General features: G+C 48.3%; 17 protein-coding genes. 2 read left to right on the top strand and 15 right to left on the bottom strand.

Annotation, left to right across the window (positions count from 1 at the left end):
• The first annotated feature begins 260 nt into the window (after nucleotides 1-260).
• Nucleotides 261-1,232 (top strand): ArsR/SmtB family transcription factor, encoded by a 972-nt coding sequence (locus H8S75_RS04420; protein ID WP_187019681.1) that lies wholly within the window; start codon nucleotides 261-263, stop codon nucleotides 1,230-1,232.
• 30 nt (nucleotides 1,233-1,262) lie between these two features.
• Here the strand turns inward: H8S75_RS04420 and H8S75_RS04425 are convergent, their stop codons facing one another.
• The 8 genes from H8S75_RS04425 to H8S75_RS04460 all read right to left on the bottom strand — a co-directional run bounded on the left by H8S75_RS04425 (nucleotide 1,263) and on the right by H8S75_RS04460 (nucleotide 10,523).
• Nucleotides 1,263-2,765 (bottom strand): response regulator transcription factor, encoded by a 1,503-nt coding sequence (locus H8S75_RS04425; protein ID WP_025531176.1) that lies wholly within the window; start codon nucleotides 2,763-2,765, stop codon nucleotides 1,263-1,265.
• Between the two features lie 2 nt (nucleotides 2,766-2,767).
• Complete coding sequence (locus tag H8S75_RS04430; RefSeq protein ID WP_187019683.1) at nucleotides 2,768-4,690, bottom strand: sensor histidine kinase; 1,923 nt, start codon at nucleotides 4,688-4,690, stop codon at nucleotides 2,768-2,770.
• Nucleotides 4,691-4,695: 5 nt separating this feature from the next.
• Nucleotides 4,696-5,526: an MBL fold metallo-hydrolase gene (locus H8S75_RS04435; RefSeq protein ID WP_002602194.1), complete on the bottom strand. Its 831-nt coding sequence runs from the start codon at nucleotides 5,524-5,526 to the stop codon at nucleotides 4,696-4,698.
• A 10-nt stretch (nucleotides 5,527-5,536) separates the two neighbouring features.
• A complete protein-coding gene (locus H8S75_RS04440; RefSeq protein WP_002602193.1) occupies nucleotides 5,537-6,370 on the bottom strand; it encodes a carbohydrate ABC transporter permease in 834 nt (277 codons plus the stop codon).
• A gap of 4 nt (nucleotides 6,371-6,374) precedes the next feature.
• On the bottom strand, nucleotides 6,375-7,256 hold the full coding sequence (locus H8S75_RS04445) for a carbohydrate ABC transporter permease (RefSeq protein WP_038257721.1): 882 nt from the start codon (nucleotides 7,254-7,256) through the stop codon (nucleotides 6,375-6,377).
• Between the two features lie 52 nt (nucleotides 7,257-7,308).
• Nucleotides 7,309-8,616, bottom strand: coding sequence for an ABC transporter substrate-binding protein (locus tag H8S75_RS04450; protein ID WP_187019684.1), 1,308 nt, complete (start codon nucleotides 8,614-8,616; stop codon nucleotides 7,309-7,311).
• A 288-nt stretch (nucleotides 8,617-8,904) separates the two neighbouring features.
• Nucleotides 8,905-9,747, bottom strand: a complete 843-nt coding sequence (gene kduI / locus H8S75_RS04455; RefSeq protein WP_002602190.1) for a 5-dehydro-4-deoxy-D-glucuronate isomerase — start codon at nucleotides 9,745-9,747, stop codon at nucleotides 8,905-8,907.
• Between the two features lie 191 nt (nucleotides 9,748-9,938).
• Nucleotides 9,939-10,523 carry a flavodoxin family protein gene (locus H8S75_RS04460; protein WP_025531180.1) on the bottom strand — a complete coding sequence of 195 codons (585 nt, stop codon included), beginning with the start codon at nucleotides 10,521-10,523 and terminating at the stop codon, nucleotides 9,939-9,941.
• A gap of 227 nt (nucleotides 10,524-10,750) precedes the next feature.
• On the opposite strand from H8S75_RS04460, the gene H8S75_RS04465 reads away from it, so the two are divergent.
• Nucleotides 10,751-11,107 (top strand): DUF6176 family protein, encoded by a 357-nt coding sequence (locus H8S75_RS04465; RefSeq protein WP_187019686.1) that lies wholly within the window; start codon nucleotides 10,751-10,753, stop codon nucleotides 11,105-11,107.
• 51 nt (nucleotides 11,108-11,158) lie between these two features.
• Here H8S75_RS04465 and H8S75_RS04470 read toward each other — a convergent pair whose 3' ends face one another.
• The 7 genes from H8S75_RS04470 to H8S75_RS04500 form a co-directional block, all read right to left on the bottom strand.
• Nucleotides 11,159-12,589: a glycoside hydrolase family 32 protein gene (locus H8S75_RS04470; protein ID WP_187019688.1), complete on the bottom strand. Its 1,431-nt coding sequence runs from the start codon at nucleotides 12,587-12,589 to the stop codon at nucleotides 11,159-11,161.
• 60 nt (nucleotides 12,590-12,649) lie between these two features.
• Nucleotides 12,650-14,569, bottom strand: a complete 1,920-nt coding sequence (locus H8S75_RS04475) for a PTS sucrose transporter subunit IIABC (protein WP_187019689.1) — start codon at nucleotides 14,567-14,569, stop codon at nucleotides 12,650-12,652.
• A 364-nt stretch (nucleotides 14,570-14,933) separates the two neighbouring features.
• Nucleotides 14,934-15,926 (bottom strand): LacI family DNA-binding transcriptional regulator, encoded by a 993-nt coding sequence (locus tag H8S75_RS04480; RefSeq protein ID WP_187019691.1) that lies wholly within the window; start codon nucleotides 15,924-15,926, stop codon nucleotides 14,934-14,936.
• A 45-nt stretch (nucleotides 15,927-15,971) separates the two neighbouring features.
• On the bottom strand, nucleotides 15,972-16,514 hold the full coding sequence (locus H8S75_RS04485; protein ID WP_187019693.1) for a GNAT family N-acetyltransferase: 543 nt from the start codon (nucleotides 16,512-16,514) through the stop codon (nucleotides 15,972-15,974).
• A 232-nt stretch (nucleotides 16,515-16,746) separates the two neighbouring features.
• Nucleotides 16,747-17,502 carry an ABC transporter ATP-binding protein gene (locus H8S75_RS04490; RefSeq protein WP_187019694.1) on the bottom strand — a complete coding sequence of 252 codons (756 nt, stop codon included), beginning with the start codon at nucleotides 17,500-17,502 and terminating at the stop codon, nucleotides 16,747-16,749.
• Between the two features lie 16 nt (nucleotides 17,503-17,518).
• Nucleotides 17,519-18,319: an ABC transporter permease gene (locus H8S75_RS04495; protein WP_187019695.1), complete on the bottom strand. Its 801-nt coding sequence runs from the start codon at nucleotides 18,317-18,319 to the stop codon at nucleotides 17,519-17,521.
• A 250-nt stretch (nucleotides 18,320-18,569) separates the two neighbouring features.
• Nucleotides 18,570-19,622, bottom strand: coding sequence for an ABC transporter substrate-binding protein (locus tag H8S75_RS04500; RefSeq protein ID WP_187019696.1), 1,053 nt, complete (start codon nucleotides 19,620-19,622; stop codon nucleotides 18,570-18,572).
• Nucleotides 19,623-19,643: the final 21 nt, after the last annotated feature.

Here is a 19,643-nt window from a genome sequence, read left to right on the forward strand (position 1 = left end):
ATGTATTAAACAGAGAAAATTCACCCCAGTTTATGTAATCCCCTCTCTGTCATTCCACATTTATTACATAATTTATCTTACCATATTTTGTATATTATATCAAGTATGTTTTATATTACGTCTATATTTTTATGTAATTTTGCTAAATATTGTACTGCTTTTTTATTACAGTTGATATTTTATTACATTTTTTATATAATAAATATATGGTTTTAAATTACAGTAATTAAAAAATAATGTAAGAAAAGGAGGAACCGTTCATGTCACGAAAACAGAAAGCCCCGGTTAAGATCATCGGTGAGCGTGATATCCAGCTTCACTTAAGCAATCCGGCCCATCACGAGCAGATTGTCAGGATCGGAAAAGCCCTGTCCTCTCCAATCCGTCTCAATATTTTAAACCTGTTGAAAAATACGCCCCTCTCTTTACAGGAGATCGCAGACATTCTCTCCATCCCCGTGTCCTCCACGGCGCTGCACATCAAGATCCTGGAAGAGGCGAAGCTGATCGTCACGGAAACCCAGCCCGGACTGCATGGTTCCATGCGTGTCTGTATCTGCAGCATGCAGACTTTTCACCTGGAGACCTTTGACGCGGACGCGGATCTGGCTGATAATACGATCACCCTGGATATGCCTGTGGGCAATTACTATCAGATCGAGGTGGAGCCTACCTGCGGTCTGGCGGATGAGAACGGCGTCATGGATGCATACGACAGCGCCCGCACCTTCTACTCCCCGCTGCGCGGAAATGCACAGCTGATCTGGTTTCAGCAGGGCTTCGTGGAATACCGCTTTCCCAACCTGACCAATCCCTTATTGGAGCTCCACGAAATTTCTTTCTGCATGGAGCTCTGTTCCGAAGCCCCCGGCTTCCTGGAGGACTGGCCGTCCGACATCACCGTCTCCATCAATGGACACGAGGTCGCCACCTACTGTTCCCCCGGAGATTACGGCGCCCGCCGCGGCCGCCTGACTCCCCCCGCCTGGCCCAATGGCCGCACGCAGTACGGACTGTTAAAAAACTTCTCCGTCCGGGAAAGCGGCAGCTACTTAGACGGGCGCCTGATCGATCCGCAGCTGTCTCTCAAAGACTTAAAGCTCCAGGATCACCCCTACATCTCGCTGCTAATCCAGATAAAAAAAGATGCCAGGCATATCGGAGGCATCAATTTATTCGGGGAAAAGTACGGAGATTTTCCGCAGGGGATTGTGATGAATCTTATCTATTAGAGGGTGCAGGGCGTACTGATACCCGTGCACTTATTTATCGATATCAATCATCTTGCGGTACTGGTTGGGGGACATGTCCATCTCTTCCTTAAAGACACGATAAAAGGTAGTCGTATCCGGGTACCCAATCAGCTCTCCAATCTCATACAGCTTCAGAGACGAGTCCTTCATCAGCTGGAGCGCCTTCTGGATGCGGTATCGGCGCAGGTAACGGACAAAAGTCACTCCCGTCTCATTTTTAAAGAGTGTAGAAAAATAATTGGGATGAAGCTTCACCTCGTCAGCCACATCCGGGAGTGTAATTTCCTTCCTGTAATTAGCCTCAATGTACCGGACCGCTTTCTGAACCATAAAGCTGTTTGCACTCTCTTTTGCATATTCGTGGTAATCGTAAATATACTGATGCCACAGCTCCAGAAAACGCTTATATAAATCGTAAGCCGAATACGCTGTCTGTATGACATTTACCAGGTCCATATCGGTCAGTTTGTAATGGCTGATGACCCGGATAAACCCGTTGTCCTTCGCCATCACCCTGTACACGATATCAGACAGCAGCTTCTTCGTATCTCCTACATTCTTTCTGGACCTGCACAGATAGGCAAACAGCTTCTCCGAGGACTTCTGCAGCCCGTCAAAGCTGCCGTTACAGATATGAAGGCATACCTCATCCACCAGGCCCGCGGAGGACTCTCCTTCATCAGTTCCTTTGTCCGGGAAATCGTAAAAGGTCAGGCTGAGGGCCTGTCTGCACTGGTCAAAGACATGGTCTGCACTGGAAAGGCAGAATAAATCGCTGACTGCAATATATTTATATTTTTTCTTTAGCATTACTTTCAGCTTTTCATACTGCTTTTTACTGATATCATTGACGATCACCACCCAGAGTCCCTGATAAATCCCCTGCAGCAGCTTAAAACTGCTGCTGACCTTTGCATACGCATTCTGAGTGGCGATAAAAAGTGTCTCGGTCTCCTCCTTTTTGGGCTGATAGCCGCGGAACACCTCCTGCAGAACCATGACAGAATCTCCGGCGTATTCCGAGACCAGTTCATCGATTTTATCGTTCTGCATCAGCTGTTCCACCCGGTGCTGCTGGATCAGCATCAGCTTTTCCAGCCCCATCTGGTGGTTGTAAAATTTTTTCAGATAGTTTGTCCGCTCTGCGCTTCTCATGCACTTTTGAAGGACCATGGAAAAATCGTCAGGATCAATCGGCTTCAGAAGGTAGTCCACCGCCCCATAACGGAGTGCCGAATGGACGTATTCGTAATCATCAAATCCGCTGATCACTATGATCTGCCCATCATACTGAAGACCGTTAAGCCGTTCCATCAGTCCGATTCCGGAGCACCTTGGCATCTTTACATCGGTAAATATAATATCAATAGGATACATACATACTTTTTCAAATGCCTCGATCCCATCCCTGCTTTCAAAGACAGCCGCAAAACTGCACTGGGAATCCTCTTTTATAAATTTCCGTATAACCGCACGGATCGCATCGTCGTCATCAACTATTAAAATCTGCAAATTCACATCTTCCTTTCTGCAAATGGAGCCAGGCCCCCTGCCGCAAGCGACGCAGCATATGCCCTTGCGGGAATAACCACGATCACACTGGTTCCGAAAGGGGGACTGGATTCGATATGGACATCATACTGCGATCCATAAAACAGCTGTATCCTCCGGTTTACATTGCGCAGTCCTATGGTCTTAAATTTCTCATTTTTCCCCTGTATGTAATCATTCAAATCCGTCAGGTACGGTTCTTCAATCCCCGGACCGTTATCAATGACCTTAAAGATGATTTTTTCGTTCTTCACATATCCCAGCAGCTCAATGCTGCCGTTCTGCGTCTGCATGCTGATGCCGTGGTAGACCGCATTTTCAATCAGCGGCTGCAGCAGAAGCTTCAAAATCCGGTGGTCATAGAGTTCTTCCTCTATGCTGACACAGAAATTCAGCTGCTCCTTATAGCGGATTTTCTGAAGCTCCATATAATCGTGGAGTTCGTCCAGTTCCTGGCGCACGGTAACCGTATCATCCGGCTGGGAGATACTGTAGCGAAGACTGCGCCCTAAAAGGACAGCCATATAGGCAAGCTCCTTTTCTCCTTTCAAATAGGCTCCAGCAGATATGCTCTCCAGCGTATTATATAAAAAATGAGGATTGATCTGCGCCCGGAGCATCTGGATCTCCAGGTGGTTATACTGCAGCTTCTGCTCATACTTTTCCTGGATCAGGAGCTGAATCTCGGAGGTCATGGTCTCGAAGGACTTTGAAAAATGAGTCAGTTCATCCTTTCCCTCATCATCCAGTGTTATCGAAAAGTTCCCCTTTTCCACCTCCTTGCAGGCCGCTTCTAAATGGCGCAGGGGATTCCTGATACTGTTCACAATACTGCTGAAGCAAACGGCAAGTCCTGCCAGCACAAGGCACATGAAAATAAAAAATGCCCGTTCCTGGCGTATGATATATTCCACATAGACATCATAAGGGGTCAGGACGGCCGCTGTATATCCCTCCGCTGTCACCGTATAATCGCCCAGATACCGCCTGCCTCCGATATTCAGCTTTTGTGAACGGGCCGATGTCTTTTTGTTGTCATCCCCAAAGGAAAGCGCCCGTGAAAGTTCCGATGTGTATTCTGCATCCAAATCACCGAACAGCAATTCTCCCTCCCGGTTAAAAACAGACAGCTTCTGGCTGGAAAACGTCCGTTTATCTTTGAAATAGTCCAGAAGCGGCTCTACGTCACATCGGATCAGGATCATACCGATCGGTCTTACCGTGTCGGAATTCACGATCGCCCGAGCTGCATAGAACGAAGTATCCTGTTTTATGAAATGGTCTGTCCCTTCAATCAGATCCTTAGGAAGGCAGTACATCCGGCCTCGCAGCTTCATGACGCGCTCCGTCCACGTTTTATCCAGATTCATCTTCCCCATCACGTAGCTGTGCATATAATAGTAATTTCCGGATATCTCTTTATATACCATATCGTGATCTTCCGTGGAAAGCGTTCTTAAGTAATTTCCCTTTAAGTCTGTAATATCAATCGTCGAAACGCGGGAATTCATTTCCATCAGGGCGTAGCATTCCTTATATGCATTATAGAAATAGGTATACCGGTCTTCGCTGGAGCTTCTTGTTATATCGCCCTGATTGGCGGTCAGAAAATTATAGATTTCCGTCCGGTCCGGCGCCTGCAGAATCGGCATTTTCGTGGCAATATACAAATCTCTCAGCCAGTCATCCAGGTTGATGGAGATGACAGTCACCACCGTAGAGTTACTGTTCCGGATGGTCGCCCTGGTCACCTGTACCGATCTGAGCGTCAGATAAAACAGACAGGCGCATGCCACAGCCAGCACGATCAGTCCAAGAGACAGCAGCCTCTGCCGTATGGATATTCCCCGCAGCAGCGTTTCTACCTTTCTTGTAAGCTTTTTCATCTCCACTATATCTCCAGGCAAAAGCCATCGTATGCCACATACCAGCCATCGGTTCCCACTTCCTGCTCCAATTCCTCATGAAGGACACCGCCATGATGGGAAAAATGGGTGATCACTATTTTCGTATCCGAATCCACGCATCCATACAATTTAAGCCGTTTTATGACCTCCCGGTTATCCGGAATTCCCATATGGTTGGTTCCCTCCTTTTGCCTTCCCATGGTACAGTCTAAGCTGACTCCGTCAAGGTGCCCCTCCCGTTCCAGAAACCTCCAGGTCTCATCCGGAAACCAGCCGGTATCATTTCCATACAGCAGTTTCTTCCCGTCCTTTTTCAGGAGATAGATCAGGCAGTTCTGCCTCCTGTCATGAAGCGCAGGAAGGGGAGTAATGGTATATCCCTGTAAATTCAGAGTTTGAAATTTCGTTATGGTATGAAAGGCAAGTCTGCGATCCAGTTCCATGTATGGAGATGCGGTTCTCACGGCCTCCCCGAACCATTCGCAGCATAATTCGTTTCCATAGATCTGAAGGATTCCCGTTACCTCATCCGAGAATCCGTTTCCTCTCATGGTCAGGTCCAGGGGATAAAAATGGTCCTGGTGGGCATGAGTCAGAAGAATATTCTGCACGGCCGCCATCGGGACGTGGTACTGAATCATATGGTAATAGGAATCCGGCGGAAAATCGATTAACAGGGAATCATCGACCAGGGCCTGACTGCGGCTCCGTATATTTTTACCGCCTCTTCTGACAGCCTCCCTGCATACCGGACAGTTACAGAAGATCCCTGGCCAGCCTTCCGCTGCCGCGGTTCCAAGATATTGTATTTTCATTCACAGCCTCCTATGATTTTACGGCACCACTGGTCAGTCCGCTGATAATGTATTTCTGCATAAACGCGTAAAAGATAAGAATCGGCAGCATGGACATGAGAATCGTTGCAAAGGTCAAGCCATAGTTAATCATATATTCCGTCTTAAAATTATACTGGAACAATGTCAGCGTCCAGTACTTCCAGGAGCGGTTTAAGGTAACCAGCGGGAGCATGAAATCGTTCCACGTCCAGAGCGCCATTTTAATCAGAACCGTTGCAAGCATGGGCTTTAACAGCGGGAACACAATTTTCGTATAGGTCTGAAACGTGCTGGCCCCATCTACATAAGCCGCCTCTTCCATCTCCTGGGGAATCGCTCCCATATATCCGACCAACAGGAATACACTTTCGCAGGTAGAACTGGAGATGCACAGAATGATCAGACCCGTGGGATTTAACATATGCAGGTAACTCATCATCTTAACCAACGGCATCATCTTCACCTGAAACGGAATGAAGATTCCCAGCAGGAGAAAATAGTAGATCCACCGGTAGACACGGCTTGACGGCATACTTCTCGCTATGGCGTAGCTCATGGCAGGCATGATAATCATATTGCCCAGAAGCACAAACACGGTGATATACGCAGTGTTCTTAAAGGCGGACCAATACTCCTTTGATGTCAGGATTACCCACACATTTTCCATGGTTGCAGGGAGAGGGGGCGTAAAAAAGCTTTTGGCCGTCTGGATATTCGTCTTAAACGCTGTCACGATCGTGATATAAAGCGGAAACAGAATGAGAATCAGCCCCAAAATCAGAACGAAATAGGTAAGTATACGAACTTTTTTCTTTTTTGTCACGTACTTACACCCCCTTCTTCTTATTCGTAAATGTAATCTGGACCGCAGAAATCGCGGCGATAATAATACCTGCGATGATGGCTTCCGCGATGCTGTAAGCATATTTGTTCTGTGTAAATCCATGTTCATAAATCAATAGTGCGATACTTCTTGTCGCTCCGCCCGGGCCGCCCCCGGTCATACTCTGGATATAATCGAAGACCATCAGACCACCCTTCAGTGTCAGGACCAACACGACACTGAGCACCGGCAAAATAAACGGAACCGTGATAAACCGAAATTTCTGAAAATCCCTGGCTCCGTCTAAAGAGGCGGCTTCCAGCAAATCCATGGGGATGGACTGTAAACCGGCCAGAATCAACAGCGTCGGGATCGGAAGCCCCTGCCACAAATTGACGAAGAGAATTGCCCATATCGCCATTCTGGGGCTGCTTAACAGGCTCTTGCTTAAGGTGGGATTTCCAAGAGCTTTTCCAATCGGCGGCAGTATATAATAAAAAATCTGATTAAAAATCAGACCGACCGTCAGCATGCTGAGCACCGCCGGTATAAAATACATGGAGCGGAAGAACCCGCGGCCCTTTACCGATTGATTCAAAAACAGCGCCAGACATACCGCAAGAATAATGGTCAGAATAATCAGAAACAGGCTATACTTCAGTGTGAATCCGAGCGCATTGATAAACTGCTTATCCTGGAAGATCTTCACGTAATTCTGCATTCCTATCATGTTGAACTTCTTTTTTACCCCATCCCAATCCGTCAGGCTGTAATACGCTCCCATCAGGATAGGAAAAATAAAAAAAGCAGAATACAGAAGGAAACCAGGAATCGTAAATACCATAAATGTCCTTCTCTTTTTTGCATCAGCTTTGCTTTTTGACATTCTATCTTCTCCTTTAAAAAAGGAGAGAGATGTTTACTCTCTCCCCTGTCATTTATTGATTATAGAAGCTCTTTATTGCGGTATCGCAGGACTGCAGGAATTCTTCCTTATCTCCGTCTATGAATAGCTGCTGAACTGGTGTCCGCAGTTCCTCGCGAAGGGAATTAGGCCAGAAATTAACTGCGGTCAAGAAGGTATCTCCGCTCTGAATCGCAGCGTTGATCTGCTCATGCTCGCTTACTTTATATTCCACGCCTTTGATCAGATTCGGGTTTCCATCGGCGTCACAGTAGGTCTGTGCATTTTCTGTGCGCGATAAAAATTCCAAGAACTTCGTGGCTTCTTCCGGATGCTTCGTATTCGTGCATACGCTGAAGGAACAGTCTACATTAATCGGAACATTAGTCTTCTCTCCGGTCGGATTCGGGAATGGGATCAGAACCACATCGACGTCCGGATTATTATTTCTCAGTGTGGTAAGCCCCCAGGTACCGCACAGCATCATAGCGGCTTCCTCATTTGCCATGGCCGCATATCCGATATTGCTGTCAACACCGAGGGAGTCATCTCCGCTGTATCCATACAGTTTATACATGACATCGGCTATGGTATTCAAAGCTACGGAATCCTCTGCCTTGATCTCCCCTTTTGCAATTTTCTCAAATTCGGAGTTGCTGTCATTGTTGATGACTCCGACCAGACGCTCAAACCGCTGTGCGATATTGCCAAGCTCTTTATCGATGGACACCATGGGCTGAATCCCTGCTGCCTGGAACTTGTCGCACGCTGCAATCAGCTCTTCATACGTGGTTGGCAGCTCGATTCCCTGCTGTTCAAACAACCGGCTATTACAGTAGATACCAAATGCGCTGACCGAATAAGGAAGGGCATAGTACTTACCGTCACAGACTGTCATATCCCGGGATTCCTGGGATACCTGATTTAAGAATTCCTGGTCCGAGATATCAATCATGATTCCTTCCCGGAACATATCTTTATAAAACTGCTCCGCCGGATAGGTGTTCAGCAGGTCCGGCATCTCATTTGTTGAAAGTCTGGTCTGCAGAACAGTCCGCCCATCGCTTGTCACAGTTATATTGATCTTGATATTCGGATTTTCCTCTTCAAATTTCTTTGCCAGCTCTTCCATAACCGGCTGTATCTCTGTTTTGGAAAGAAACAGCTCCAGCTCTACCTTTTCCTGCTCCGCCTCCTTCTGGTCCGCTGCCTCTTTCGTCGTTTCTGCCGCAGCTTCCCCTGCCGTAGTCCCCGCCGGCTCCGTTTTGTTTCCCGAACTGCATCCTGCAAGTCCCATTACCACTGCTGCTGTAAGTAACCCCGCCATCCATTTTCTTTTCATATGATCCTCCTTTGAACGATTTTCCTTCTCTATAAGATGATACAATCATACCAGCTTCAAAAATCAATATGAATTGTAATTTCTAATATTTTATTGCATTTTTTAACATTTTTATATTTTTTATCCATATTTCAGGCCGTTTTCCCCCTCTGTAAGGTGATACTGCACAGAAAATTCTTAAGACACACTCCAGGACAGGTAACACAAAAAGAACGGGAATGGCATATCAATTATGCCAATTCCCGTTCTTTTCGTCAGAAAGTATCCTGTACGGCAATGGAATTTACATTATCTAAGTTCCGTCGTAGAGATTACATCCATATCATCAAATGCCTGGTTCTCGCCGCCCATAGCCCAGATAAATGTATAGTTGCTGGTGCCTGCGCCTGCGTGAATGCTCCAGGATGGGCTGATAACAGCCTGCTCGTTCTGCATTACGATGTGTCTTGTCTCGTTTCCTTCGCCCATCATGTGGAATACCACATTGTTCTCCGGAATCTCGAAGTACATGTAAACTTCCATACGTCTCTCATGAGTATGAGCCGGCATGGTGTTCCATACGCTGCCCGGATCAAGCACGGTCATGCCCATGGAAAGCTGGCAGGTCTCAAGAACGTCCGGATGGATGAACTGATTGATTACGCGCTTATTGGAAGTCTCCATAGCGCCCAGTGGCTTCTTTGCTGCCTTCTCAATCGGAATAAAGGTTGTCTTGCAGGCCTTGTGAGCCGGTGCACTCACCATGTAGAACTTTGCAGGGTTCGCTGCATCGTTGCTGGAGAAGAGTACTTCCTTTGTTCCCTTTGTGATGTATAAGCAGTCTTTATAGTTCATATCGAAAACTTCGCCGTCAGCTGTGATCTTGCCGGCTCCGCCGATGTTGAAAATACCGATCTCACGTCTCTCCAGGAAATAGCCTGTCCCGAAGTTTTTCCAGATGTCGATTCCCTTGTCGATGGAAACAGTCTCCGTAGTCGGCATGCATCCCAGTGTAACCATACGGTCTACGTGGGAGTATACGGCTACGACTTCATTAGCAGCATATAAATTCTCGATTAAAAATTCATTTCTCGTCTCTTCTGTTGTGTAACGTTTAAAATCCTTCTGATTGGCTGAATAACGGATATCCATTTATTAAGAACCCTCCTTGTAATATGTATTAATTTGTAGAAATAACTGACCAATCTCATGGTAACACAAGGAAGTTTTTAATTCAATCCTTTCTTTGAGATATCATAAAAAAGAACATCTTTTCCTGAAAATTGTGTATCTTTTCTACGTGTCTCAGGCCCTTCTTTCTCTCCTCCATCCGCCTTTTGCCGTCACGAAATGACCTTCAGAATGTGGTCCACATAATTTTGCACCGCTGTTTTTGTCTCTTCCGTCACCGCCCGGTCCGCCATCTCGCCGGACACGTGTTTGATTCCATACGCCGGCTGAACCGCTCCTTTGATATTGCACGGAACAGAGATCGGAACCATGCCCATATGCTGGGCAAAGGTATTCATCACCTGCAGGCAGAGCTCCGGCCCGCCGCATCCGTCTCCCGCTGATGTGAAGCACCCGAAATACATCCCGGCCGTAGGCGCTTCCACCCACAATTTTTCGAAGGAATCCATAAATGCCTTCATCTGCGCCGAAACGCATCCGTAATACGTCGGAGAACCGAGAAGCAGCACATCACTTCCCAGAACCTGCGCCGCTTCCTCTATGACCGGCACCGCCTCTATTGCATCCTGCAGACACTTGAAATCCTCTATCCTCTTTTCCCCTGACTCGAAGGAGGCATCCGCGGTTCTGTAAAGAGCCACCTCCTGCCCTCTCTCCTGAAGCGCTCTGTAAAAACAGTCTGCGATCTGATACGTGTTTCCGCAGACACTGTGAAATACAATCGTAAATTTTGCCATGATTTTTGTCTCTCCTTTTAATACCGCTATGGTTTTGTAGTTTTACTTTATGATCACCGCCTATAGCATTATGTTTTATTATACCAGATGATTAGCGAAAGAAAAGAGCGCTGATAAAATTTAAAAGGAATGATTGCCGCATAGGCATCAATCATGTATAATATAGTTAGTTACATCTAACCATATTTCAAATAAAAAGAACTCTATTTCAAAAGGAGGTCCTACACATGAAAAAGGAAATGGATATCAGGCTGTATAAGTATGAGATCATCAAAGGGAAAGAGGAAACCGCAGAAGAATGGCTGAATTTCTTAAACGCCAACCGGAAGGCAGGAGAGGCCTTGTTAAAAGATGAGCACGCTTATCTGGAGGCGTATTTCAAGACAATGGAAGGCGGCAATCTGTATGTCTACATGTTTTTTGCCTGTGAAGATGTGAATTTTTCTAACGATAAGGCGATCAATCAAGGCAGTGGGCTGGATGAACAGCATTTCGCCTATATGAGGGAATGCATAGATCTTTCCAGGGGGGATATCATGGATTGCCTTCTTTACCTTGACAACATGGAAGACGCTGTCAGGTAAACCAATCCTGATCCCCCCTGAACCCATTGACCGGACAGTGAAACACAATTATCAGACACTTTCTAAGTCCCACAGTCTGATTCTGCTCTTCTCACAATCGATCATGACACGAGATTCTCTGGATACCGGATAGTATCTGGAAGTGAATACCGTGCTGCCTTGGTTTACATAAACTTCAATTGCAGAGGTATCCATGATGATGCGGATATCCTCCAGACTGCCGATTTCGGCACGCCTCACAGTACGCCCTGCGCCCGTCCGGTTTAAAAATTTCATGGAGAAAACTCCGTCCTTATAATCCAGAACCAGGTCCTGGTTAAAACAGATACGGCAGGAAGCCGGTTCCATTCCATTGATACCTTTTTGATTGATATCTTTCTGATTTATTTCTATTTTATCTATCTCTACCTCATATATCCCCTCAGAAAGGACGGAGGTTTCTCCTGTTTTTACCTCTCTCTCATTTCGGCGCAGCCGCTTTAATTCTTCCACCGGCCTCTGGCACAGCCGGCCGGCCTCATACGTGATTTCCCGCGGAAGCGTCAGGGCATGCTGCCAGCCATCGCCCACCGTCGGATTGCTGTACTCTCCCTCGATATCAGGGAGCCCCATCCAGCCAATTAAGATTCTCCTTCCCTGTTCATCGGTAAATGTCTGCGGTGCGTAGAAATCAAAGCCCTTGTCCCACTCCGTAAATGCCTCCGCTTCCACTATCTGAGGTTTGGCGATCCCTTCCTTAAGGTGGACATAACCGGACTGGTAGACATTCTGATTTTGAAATTCACCCCGGGGCAGCCCCTGCGGACAGATGGATAAAAATGCGGCGTCCTCCATCTCAAAACAGTCCGGACATTCCCACATATAGCCAAATGGATTTTTTGTTGTCATCTCACCGACATACTCCCAGGTCACCATATCGGCCGATTCATAGAGAAGCACCGCGCCCTGGCCGCTGTTCTTCCGGGCGCCCAGCATCATATGATATCTGCCATTTTCCTTCCAGATCTTGGGATCTCTGACGTGAAGCGTGCAGTCCTTCGGATAGTCATCATTGGTGAGAAGCAGCCTCTTCTCTCCCGCCCTGCTTCCGTCTTTTGTCTCCACCAATACCTGGGCGGCCTGCCTGCCCTCGTGGATATAATCATAATCTCCCTCTTCCTTTACATTTCCGGTGTAAAAGAGATGGATTCCATTTTCATCGGTCCAGGCGCATCCGGAATAGACGCCATCCCGGTCGAAGGGACGGTCGGGTTCCAGGAAAATGCCCTCGTCTTTCCAGTGGATCAGATCGCTGCTGACCGCGTGACCCCAGCATTTTCTCCCCTTTCCCAGGGCGTTCTCCGGCACATACTGATAAAATGCATGGTATGTGCCGTGATACTGACATAAGCCGTTGGGATCGTTGAGCCAGCCAGCGGGGGGCGTCAAATGAAGTTTTAAACGATAAGGGTCCTTTGTTTCATTTCCGGTGGTTCGGTTCATGGCCGGCTCCTTTCAAATCTGGCGCCGCATCGGTTTTATTCTGGGGAAATCCCGATGCGGTCATCCTTCGGTTACTGTAATCAAAACATCTCCTGCTCTGACGGCGCCCTCCGCGCTCATTGCCACAGACGAATATGCATAACTGTTGGAGATGATCACTGGTGTCGTAATATCGTATCCCGCCGACTGAATGGCTTCCGCATCGAATTCCAGCATTAAATCCCCCTTTTTCACGGTGTCTCCGCTCTTCACATGAGGAGTAAAATGCTTTCCTCCCAGCTGTACGGTGTCGAGCCCTACGTGGATTAAAATCTCCGTTCCATCTCCGGACATCAGTCCAATCGCATGGCAGGTCTCAAAGATCGTGACTACAGTGCCGTCACACGGGGAAAAGACTTTTCCCTCAGATGGTACCACCGCCGCTCCCTTACCGAGAACTTCAGCAGCAAATGTAGGATCCTTTACTTCTGTCATAGGGATGACAGTTCCGCTCAGAGGGCTGTAAACGGTATGAGGCGTGTTCGGAGTACTTTCTGCGGTTGTGTTCACGAAAGGTTCTTTGGAATCATGAGACTCGTTGTCTGCATCTTTTTTATCGTTTGCCTCTTTTTCTTCCTTCTCGTCGTGGAAAAATGACCAGGAAAGGAAGAACGCCACTGCTGCTGCCACGAGAATGACCAGCGCATACTGCCATACATAGTCGGTAGTGATGAGGAATCCGAACAATCCTGTGATTCCGTAAGCGGAAGCGCCGACACCGAGAATACCGGATACCATGGCTCCGCAGGCGCCGCCGATGCAGCCGGCAATAAAGGATTTTATAAATCTTAAGTTCACACCGAAAATAACAGGTTCCGTAATTCCCAGAAATGCGGAGAGGGAGGCCGGAAGCGCCAGCTCTTTCATTTTTTTATTCTTCGTCTTCATGGCTATAGCGAGAGCCGCCCCGCCCTGGGCCACATTGGCAGCCGTGGCAATCGGCATCCAGGTGTTGATTCCGGCAGAGCTTAACAGACCGGCTTCCAGTGCATTATACATATGATGAACTCCGGCCACAACCGTCGGGGCGTAGACCGCGCCGGCAAAGAACGAACCGATGCCAAATGGAATGGTGATCAGGAACTTCACGCCTTCCAGGACGCCATTTTCCAGCAGCGAGAAGACCGGGCCAAAAACAGTCAGAGTTACGTATCCTGTCACAAGGACCGTCACTAGCGGAGTTACAAATAAGTCAAACATCTCAGGAACGACTTTATGCAGCTTCTTCTCCAGCTTCGACATGAAGAACACCGCGATGACGACCGGTATTACATGGCCCTGATAACCGGTTAGATTAATATTATAGAGACCAAACCACACGGAAGCAGTCGGAATCGACTCGGCTCCCGCCACGGACCATGCGTTTAGGAGGTCCGGATGGATCATGACCATACCGATAACGGCTCCCAGAAATGGATTGCCGCCGAAAACCTTTGCCGCGCTGAACGCAATTAAGACAGGAAGGAAAGTGAAGGCCGCACTGCTCATCAGGTGAAGAATCGTATAGGTTCCCGATCCGGCAAGCGCCGGGTATACCTTGCAGATACCTTCTAAAAGTCCCATCAGGAGACCGCTGGCAACGATGGCCGGAATAATGGGGACGAACACATCACCGAGCGCCTTGATCGCTCTCTGGAACGGATTCCCCTTCTTCGCGGCGGCCTGCTTTACCTCATCCTTCGATGCGGCTGTAATCCCGGCCACAGTGATAAACTCCTCATAGACTTTATTCACCGTGCCCGTGCCGAAAATGATCTGAAGCTGGCCGGAGGCACTGAATACTCCCTTCACCCCGTCTACATTTTCTATGGCTCCCTTTTTGCAGACCGACTCATCTGCCACCACAAGGCGCAGTCTGGTGGCACAGTGGGCTGCCGATATCAGATTGGATTTTCCGCCGATCAATTCAAATACCTGTTTTGCTGATTCCCTGTAATCCATAATTACCCTCCTATACATCTTATGAAATTGTTCCCATTCTTTTTCCCTTTTATTATTCTGTCTTCTTTGTGTTTACTTTTAATTTTATATGAGATCGATCTCATATCTTGTTTTTATTATATACCCTACAATCTTTACTGTAAACCGTCCAATACAACAAACAAAAACTATTTTTTTGTATAAAATGCACAAAATCTGCTGGTCTTCCTATTTAAAGACATTTCCCATTAAAATCTTGCGCTAAAATTTCTCATTAAATTTCTCATTAAATTTTTCCATTAATTTTCAATTAAAATAAGCCGGGCCGAACAGTATCCATATCCTGTGTCCGATCCGACTTTACTTTACTTTACTTTACTTAACTTTACTCCCCCTGAACTATCGTACTCTTCCCATAAACAATCTCATATCCCATCTTCACCTCCCGGCGAATCTGGTCTCCGGTGCTCAGCATGTTGACCAGCATACGCGCGGCCTCCTCCCCGCTCGTCTTATAGTAGTAGTGAACGGTGGTCAGCCTCGGCACGCATACCCGTGCTGTGTCAGAATCTCCGATTCCGGCAATCTGAATCTCCTCCGGGACCCGCCTTCCGATCTCCCGCAGATACGTCACACCGCCTATGGCGATACTGTCCGTTGCGCAGAAAATGGAATCGATCTCAGGATTTTCACGCAAAAGGAGCTTTGTCTGCTCGTATCCGGAATTCATGCTGAATTTGCCTTCCGCATAGGGTACCCGGTCCGCGCCGATTCCGGCGTCTCTCACCGCCTCCAGAAAGCCTTCCTTTCTTCGCTTACCAGCCGCCTCGTCACGCTCCAGCACGCCTATGCAGGCCGGGTTCTTTCCATGGGCGAGCAGCAGAGAAGTCAGGTCGTATGCTGCGTGATAGTCATCGTGATAGACGCAGGAATACCCCGCAAGGCTCTGGCCCAGGATCACCACCGGAACGGCAAGCTCCTTCAGGACCTTTTTATGAGCCGCCGTAAACACGGTTCCGATCAGGATAATTCCATCGACCTGGTTCTCGGCCAGCACACGCAGATACTTGACCTCTTCCTTCTCATCATTATCCGTATTGGCAAGGAGGAGCTGGTAGCCTGCTTTGGACAGCACTGCGCTGATCCCCGCCACCATACGGCTGATGGATGCGGAATTGATCTTCGGGATAATCACCCCGATCAGATTCGTCTTCTTCGTCCTCAGCGTCTGGGCCTGGGCGGAAGGCTTATACCCGGTCTCCTCGATCACTTTTTTTATTTTCTCTTTTTTATCCTCACTGACGTAGCCGTCATTTAAAAACCGTGAGACCGTCGCCCTGGACACTCCCGCCAGCTTCGCTATTTCATTAATATTCATCGGCTTCCCCTGATTCACCGCAGCACCGGTTCGCTGTCATTTTCTCTATTTCTGCCGGAAACGGTCAGAAGCCGTTCCATAGGCAATCTCGTGTATTTCATTCTTATAAGGTTCAAACTCTTCTTTTGTCACAGGTTTTCCATAACTCATCACCCACAGCGGAATGGGATGGTCCTCCTCCTTCAGCGGAAGCTGCATATAGGGGAACGTATTGATGAAAAAGCCCAGTCGTTCATAAAAACCGGCCCGCCTTCCCGTCATCGGGTCTTTCTCCGTCACGGGTTCAATCTCCAGAAACACGGGTTTGTCCGTCTCGGCAAGGCATTCCTCCACCAACTGCTTTCCATACCCTTTTCCCCTGCATCGCTCCGTGGTAGCCAGATGTTCCAAAAACAGACAGCCGGGCAGTTCCCAATAGCTCACAAACGCCAGCATACTGCCGTCTTCCTCCTTAATCCTGACACGGTGGCGCGGATGACTTAAAATGTCTCTCTGCTGCTCCCTAGTCCTCCGCTCCTTACTGGGGAAGGACTCTTCATAGATACGGTAGTACTCCTCGAAGCGGGACTGTGGTTCTTTCAATAGCATGATATCTCTCCTGTTCCTGTTTTGTAACTAACAGTGTACCATTTTTCCTGAAAGTTTTCAACGGGGGCTTCTGACAGAAGATTTTACAGGATTTCTGCGGCCTTAACCGGGTCCGGACCTCTTCTTTCATGTATACCACAGTTCCGGAGGAAATGGAAATTCAAGAAAGACGCTGTGAAACGTAGTGTACTCTCTACCTTTCCCAGCGTCTCTATCGCAATCGCTTCCGAATTTACGTATCCAGAAATTCTTTCATAATCTCCCCGCGGATTTCCAGGAATGCGGAATCGGTACGATCCCTTGGAAATGGCAGGTTTACAGGTACAATCTTCTTTACAACACCCGGATTTTTCCCCATAATCACAACCCGGTTGCTTAAGTAGATCGCCTCGTCGATATCGTGCGTGACGATCATCATCGTCGTCTTGTCCTGCTCCCATATGCGCAGCACTTCCTGCTGCATGGCCATACGGGTAAATGCATCCAGCGCGCCGAATGGTTCATCCAAAAGAAGCAGCTGAGGCCTTGTGGCGAGCGCGCGGGCGATGCTGACACGCTGCTGCATGCCGCCGGAAAGCTGGTTCGGCACGGCGTTTGTAAACTCGGTCAGCCCTACCAGTTTAATGTAATAATCCACCATTTTCTTTTTCTCGGTCCTCGGCACAGTATCGGATATTACAAACTCGATGTTCTGCTCTACGGTCAGCCAGGGAAAAAGCCTTGCCTCCTGGAATATCATGCTGCATTTGGGAGATGGCCCGTTTACCGGCTCCCCATCCAGTAAGATCTCGCCGGAGCTGATCGTCTCCAGAGTGGTGATCAGCTTTAACAGCGTGCTTTTTCCACATCCGCTGGCTCCGACTATGGCCAGCAGCTCCCCTTTTTTAACCGTTAAATCGACGCCTGCGAGCACCTCGAATTTCTGCCCCCTGATAAAGAAATTCTTATGCAGGCCATTGATCTCAAGAATATTTGTGTTCTCTGCCATGGTATATCCGCCCTCCTTATTTGCTGTCGATAATGCCGCGGGTCTTTGCCAGATAATAGTGTTCCAGCCGGGTCAGGCCCTTGTCGATGATCAGGCCGATCACGCCGATGACCAGCACGCACATGTACATGACGCGGGCATTTGCCGTCTCGCGGGACAGGGTGATTAAATAACCGATTCCGGTGGAGGAAGCGATCATTTCTGCGGCAACCACACTCATCCACGCATTGCTCATTCCAAGCCGGAGGCCTGTGAGAATGGCGGGGATGGAGGAGGGAACGATGATCCTTAAAATAGTTTTTGAGGTCCGTATCCGGTATGTGTAGGCCACTTCCAACAGCTTGTTGTCCACGGTCTGAATTCCGTGCATGGTATTGAGCAGCACCGGCCAGAATGAGCCGAAAGCGATAATTGCAACCTTAGACGAGAATCCGATACCAGCTAACAGGATCACAATCGGGACCAGCGCGATGGTCGGAATCGGGCGGAGTACGCTGACGATACCGTTTAAGGCTGCGCTCACCGGCTTAAACAACCCCATCAGAAATCCCACTGCCACGCCGCACATCGCGCCGATCACATAACCGCACGCCACACGGCCGAAGCTGACACTTAAGTTTTTCCAGAGCTTTCCTGATTCGATATAGGACAGAAATGTCTTCGCAATCGTCAGGGGAGCCGGTACAAGAGAAGCCTTCACCAGTCCGTGAGTTGACGCATACTGCCAGATAAGAATCACCAGGATGGGAAATACAATGGCGATTACCGGCAGTATTTTATTTTGTCTTGCGCTGTTTTGGGTTTTGAGATTGAACATTCGTAAACTTCCTTTCCATATATTTGTAACTGTTCAGCCGTGCATCTTCTTGTTTTCGAAAAGCACGAAAACAAGAAGCTCGGGCGTTCAGCCCTATGTCAGTTTACACAGAAAAGTACTTATACAAGCAAGCTTGTAACATACTTTTCCGCGCAAACCGCCGCACGGCTGAACAGTCACATATATTCCGATGTACGGCAAAACCGGCGGACCATCCAGTCAGACGGACAGCCGCCGGTTTTAATGCCATTTACCGGTAACCGGCCATTTCCAGATATTTCAGTTCCAGAATATCGTCCATGGTGATATCCGGATTGGATAACAGATCATTACTCTTCATGAATTCCAGCACCTCGCCCAACACGCGCAGATCCTGTTCCGTCAAGTTGATGCCGAAATTAGAGCCGCTGTACATGGTGGAAAACCAGGTTTCCTCCCGCTGGGTGATTTCCGCCAGTGTGGTAAATGCTTTTTTCTGATTATCTTCGCTCTCCGCCATCCAGTCATCCACGCGCTGAACCACCTTCAGGACCTTGGCCGTGATTTCCGGGTATTTCTCACAGAATTCCGTACGTCCCACAAATGCACTGATCTGGCAGGTCTCGCTGACAGCTCCGTCAGCCAGTACATGTACGTCACCGGCATCGATCATAGAACTGAATTTTGCCAGCTGGTCGGCCGCACCCTGTACTTCACCGGAAGCGAGAAGAGTTACCGTATCGTTCGTGTTGACCAGTTCGATGTCATCCTCGGAAAGTCCGAGAGAATGTAAGTATGTCAAAAGCAGGTAGTGGGCGCTGGTGCCGACGGATACGGCGACCTTAGCCCCCTTGAGTCCCTCCGCGTCCGTAATATCTTTGCCCGCCACCAGCGGATACATCGTTTCCGTATCGCAGTTGCGGCCGATAATCTTATAACCGTAGTCAGCGGAGATACCCGCGATCGCCGCCTGTTCGCCGAACTCTGCGAAATCCAGATCACCGGAAGCGAACGCCTCGGAGATGGCCGGACCGTTCTGGAAGTAATCCATCGTAAAGGTCACGTTGCTTCCCTCAAATTCTTCCTGCAAATATCCCAGATTGTAAGCCAGATTTAATGGAAACTGGCTGTTGATGTCCCCCAGATGAATCTCAATCGGATCGCCGTCGTATACGTAGTCATCGATGGACGACTTCGCCTTCGTTGTGTCTGCTTCTGCGGAAGCCGTCGTCTGCGGAGCCGTGTCCCTGCCAGTTCCGGACGAGCACCCGAACAGGGCTGCTGCCATACAGATTGACAGTCCGATAGATAATACTTTTTTCATGTTGCGTTCCTCCTCTTTTTG

Source organism: Hungatella hominis (assembly GCF_014288005.1).
Classification (GTDB): domain Bacteria; phylum Bacillota; class Clostridia; order Lachnospirales; family Lachnospiraceae; genus Hungatella; species Hungatella effluvii.